Origin of the sequence: Streptomyces sp. NPDC058092 (genome assembly GCF_042884935.1) — a bacterium.
In the GTDB taxonomy this organism is placed as follows: Bacteria; Actinomycetota; Actinomycetes; order Streptomycetales; family Streptomycetaceae; genus Streptomyces.
The window spans coordinates 328,253-332,660 of the sequence record NZ_JBHVSY010000008.1 but is presented as its reverse complement, the minus strand read 5'-3'; the positions used below and the strand labels follow the sequence as shown (position 1 = coordinate 332,660).

The 4,408-nt window shown below is 67.2% G+C and carries 4 protein-coding genes; 2 read left to right on the top strand and 2 right to left on the bottom strand.

The features are described 5' to 3' along the window. Positions 1-132: 132 nt before the first annotated feature. A complete protein-coding gene (locus ACFVV1_RS16610; RefSeq protein ID WP_389989908.1) occupies positions 133-600 on the bottom strand; it encodes an RDD family protein in 468 nt (155 codons plus the stop codon). A 255-nt stretch (positions 601-855) separates the two neighbouring features. On the opposite strand from ACFVV1_RS16610, the gene glnA reads away from it, so the two are divergent. Further along, positions 856-2,265, top strand: a complete 1,410-nt coding sequence (glnA, locus tag ACFVV1_RS16605) for a type I glutamate--ammonia ligase (RefSeq protein ID WP_389989907.1) — start codon at positions 856-858, stop codon at positions 2,263-2,265. A 391-nt stretch (positions 2,266-2,656) separates the two neighbouring features. Next, the gene (locus tag ACFVV1_RS16600; protein WP_389989906.1) at positions 2,657-3,112 is read left to right on the top strand and encodes a VOC family protein; all 456 of its coding nucleotides are present in this window, start codon (positions 2,657-2,659) and stop codon (positions 3,110-3,112) included. A 21-nt stretch (positions 3,113-3,133) separates the two neighbouring features. Here the strand turns inward: ACFVV1_RS16600 and ACFVV1_RS16595 are convergent, their stop codons facing one another. Continuing rightward, positions 3,134-3,763, bottom strand: a complete 630-nt coding sequence (locus ACFVV1_RS16595; protein ID WP_389989905.1) for a transposase — start codon at positions 3,761-3,763, stop codon at positions 3,134-3,136. Positions 3,764-4,408: the final 645 nt, after the last annotated feature.

Below are 4,408 nucleotides of genomic sequence, written 5' to 3'. Positions count from 1 at the left end.
GGGCCTTGGCCTTGGGTTTGGGGTCTCCCCGGGGGCTAAATTTGGCGCTCCCGCCCCCGTTTTACTATTCAGGGGGGGGGGCCCCAACCCCCCCCGGTTCGCGACCCGCCCTCTTCGTCGTTCCGGCCTCGCTCAGATGCGGACCTGGACCGCGCGGGCCAGCCGGTCGTGCAGGCCGCGGCCGTCGCGGTCCCAGATCAGGGCCGGGATCGCCAGGCACAGCAGCACGCTCCGGACGATCGCCCGCCCGAACGTGAGCCGGCCGCCGCTCTCGGCGACGACCCGGATGCCCAGGACGCGCTTGCCGGGCGTGCAGCCGATGGTCCCGACGGTGAGCACGCTCAGTACGAGAAAGACGCCGAGCGCCCAGTTTCCCGCCGCCTGCTGGTCACCGCGAGCGAACAGCCCGTATGCGATCAGCATGCACAGGGTCCAGTCGATGAAGAGCGCGCCGAGGCGGCGGCCGAACGGCGCCATGGATCCCGGCCCGTGCTCGGGCAGACCGAGCCGCTTGCCCCGGTGGCCGAAATCGACCCCCATCTCCTCGGCGGTCGCGCGCGGCCCCGAGAGCCACGATCCGATTGCTTGCCTAGTGTCCACCCGAACACGGTACTGCGCGGTGCCCCGCTGTCCGCCGGGAGGGGTGACCGCTGCGGGCTCCCGGGCGGCCCCGACGAGGGACCCGAACCGGCCTCGACGTGCCGCGCGCGCTCGGCTCGGTTAACTTCTGCGAAACAAATGGGTCATGCTTGAGAAATCCGGCCTGCCTAAGGTCGGCCCCAGCGTGTGCCACCGTACTGGCCGCACCACGAGCTGCAACCCCGTCCCTCCCGGGCCGGGAGTAGGAGGAGTTGGATGTTCCAGAACGCCGACGACGCGAAGAAGTTCATCGCTGACGAGGACGTCAAGTTCATCGATGTCCGGTTCTGTGACCTGCCCGGTGTGATGCAGCACGTCACGGTGCCGGCGGCGACCTTCAACCCGGCCGACGAGCTTGCCTTCGACGGCTCGTCGATCCGCGGTTTCCAGGCCATCCACGAGTCCGACATGGCGCTGCGCGCGGACCTGTCGACCGCCCGTGTCGACCCGTTCCGCCGCGACAAGACCGTCAACATCAACTTCTTCATCCACGACCCGATCACCGGTGAGCAGTACAGCCGTGACCCGCGGAATGTGGCCAAGAAGGCCGAGGCGTACCTCGCCTCCACCGGCATTGCCGACACCGCGTACTTCGGTCCCGAGGCCGAGTTCTACGTCTTCGACAGCGTCCGCTTCCAGACGTCGTCGAACGAGAGCTTCTACCACATCGACTCGGAGGCCGGTGCCTGGAACACCGGTGCGATCGAGGACAACCGTGGGTACAAGGTCCGCTACAAGGGCGGCTACTTCCCGGTCCCGCCGGTCGACCACTTCGCCGACCTGCGTGCCGAGATGTCCCTGGAGCTGGAGAAGAGCGGTCTCCAGATCGAGCGCCAGCACCACGAGGTCGGCACCGCCGGCCAGGCGGAGATCAACTACAAGTTCAACACGCTGCTCGCCGCGGCCGACGACCTGATGCTCTTCAAGTACATCGTGAAGAACGTCGCCTGGCGTAACGGCAAGACCGCGACGTTCATGCCGAAGCCGATCTTCGGCGACAACGGCTCGGGCATGCACGTCCACCAGTCCCTGTGGGCCGGCGGCGACCCGCTGTTCTACGACGAGCAGGGCTACGCGGGCCTCTCGGACATCGCCCGCTACTACATCGGCGGCATCCTCAAGCACGCTCCGTCGCTGCTGGCCTTCACCAACCCGACGGTGAACTCGTACCACCGCCTGGTCCCCGGCTTCGAGGCCCCGGTCAACATGGTGTACTCGCAGCGCAACCGTTCCGCCGCGATGCGTATCCCGATCACGGGCTCCAACCCGAAGGCCAAGCGCGTCGAGTTCCGCGCCCCGGACCCGTCGTCCAACCCGTACCTCGCCTTCTCCGCTCTGCTGATGGCAGGCCTCGACGGCATCAAGAACAAGATCGAGCCCGCCGAGCCGATCGACAAGGACCTGTACGAGCTGGCTCCCGAGGAGCACGCGACCGTCCAGCAGGTCCCGACCTCCCTCCCGGCCGTCCTGGAGGCGCTGGAGGCGGACAACGAGTACCTGCAGGCCGGCGGCGTCTTCACGTCCGACCTGATCGAGACGTGGATCGACTACAAGCGCACCAACGAGATCGCCCCGATCCAGCTGCGCCCGCACCCGCACGAGTTCGAGCTGTACTTCGACCTCTAAGGAGCGGGGTCGGGCGGCCCGGCCGAGGCTCTGGAAACAGGCTGTGACCTGCGAAAACTCTTCTCAGTAGTTCTCGCTGTCACCGCTTGGTTTCCGCCCCCTTGTGCACCGAGTGCGCACCGCCCGGCCAATTCTCTGACGTGATGTCAGAACGCTGCGACGGCCGCTACCCCATAGTCGGGATAGCGGCCCTCGCTGGCTCGTCCAGGCTCTGTGTACTGCGGCAGCCTTCTTGGTCTCCTGGTAATCGGCCAGGTCGGTGACCTGCGGGCATCTTCCCCGTGGGGCGCTGACCTGGTCCTTTCCTGTTGGCTGGCGATGGTGCGCGACGGTCCCCATCGGGTGTTGCGAAAGTGGATCGTCTGTCAGACCTGCCTGGGATGCTCCGAGCATGGAGATGACAGTGCAGCTGACGATCGACTGCTCCGATCCGCAGAAAATGGTGGCTTTCTGGGCCGAGGCCCTGGGCTACGTGCCTGAGCCTCCGCCTGGCGGGCACGCCACGTGGCGTGCTTACTGGGCAGCGGTGGGGGTGCCCGAGGCGGAGTTGCCGGCCGGTGCCGGGGATATTCCGGAGTCCATCATCGATCCCGCGGGACGTGGACCGAGGGTGTGGTTCCAGCAGGTTCCGGAGCCGAAGGTAGCCAAGAACCGGTGGCACTTCGACCTGAAGGTCGGTGGGGGCCGTGACGTCCCACTGGACGTCCGCACACAGCAGGTCAAGGCTACGGTGGAACGGCTGGTCAAAGCTGGTGCCACCGTGCTGCGGATCAAGGATGAGCCGGACATGGGGCTCTACGCCGCCGCCGTGCAGGACCCCGAGGGCAACGAATTCGACGTCGTCTGAGGGCCGTTGCGACGGTGCTGGTCACAGCCACTCGTTCACGGCTGCGACCAGCACAGTCGCCTCGTAGCGGACGGCGAGCTTGTCGTACCTCGTGGCCACTGCCCTGTGCCTTTTAAGTCGGTTGATCCCGCACTCGACCGCATGGCGCTCGCGGTAATCCACCGCAATGAAACGCGGCGGTCGGCCGCCACGGGAGCCGAGCTTCCTGCGGTTGCGGGCCTGGTCAGCCTTGTATGGGATGGTGCAGCGGATTCCACGGCGGCGCAGGTAGGCGCGGTTCTTGCGGGAGGAGTACGCCCGATCGGGGCGGACGCGTGGCCGGCCCGATCCGATGCGGGGTACGCGGACATTCTCCAGCACGGGCTGGTTCGCAAGCCGCTGCTCAGCGATCGTTTTGAGCAGCGTGTCGCTCTTCTTCGGGGCGATATACGTGCTTTCGTCGACGGCCCCGAGCATCCGCGTCAGATGTTGGCGCGCGTCCTCGTAGCGATCGAAGCTCTCGCTCTGCTGTCGCCCTTCGGGGTCGCGCCACCGGGCCAGCCATCTTTTTCCGCGTCCGTGTTCACGGGACGGCACCTTGCCGTGGGCCTTGCACTTCTCGTCGCCGGGTTGCGGGCGCTTCTTGTGCCAGCGGTCGTACGGCTCAGCCAAGAAGGGCCTCCTGTATGCGGTTGAAGGTCTGGGCTGCGGAGTGGGAGACGGCACCGTGAGCCGCTCACTGGGGCAGTAGAGCCCCTGGGGATACGCCGCGGGCGGCGGCGATGGCGACCAGGTCGTCGACGTCGCAACGGCCGACGACCGCGTTCGGTGCGACTTACGGCGATGTTGGTCATCGGGCGCCCCAGGGCAGTGCAGCGCTCGGCGGGTCGTGGTGACGGCCGGGCAGCGCGGCGACTCGCCGCAATTCGACAGACGTTCGGCAACCCCAGGACGTAGCTGTACTTCGACCCCTCACCGGAGGGGCGGAACCCGGCACGACAGCCGGGCCGTTGGCCCGGCCCGCTCCGGATCGGACGCACCACACAGGTTCATGAGCCCTCATCAAGAATCCGATGAGGGCTCATGAACGATCGAGGCTGACGATCAACTATCGGGCACAGAACACCAGCGGGGGGCTCACACCTGCGACGGCCCGGACGCGCCGCCTGCAGGAAGAGGGAATCACTGAGCCTGCGCTATCACTGGTTGCTCGCCAGGCCCGGTGCCGGATTACATGGTCCCCGTCGTGGTGCCCGGGGTCGTCGTGCCGCCACCGGTCGTCGGGGTCGTCGTGCCGCCACCGGTCGTCGGGGTCGT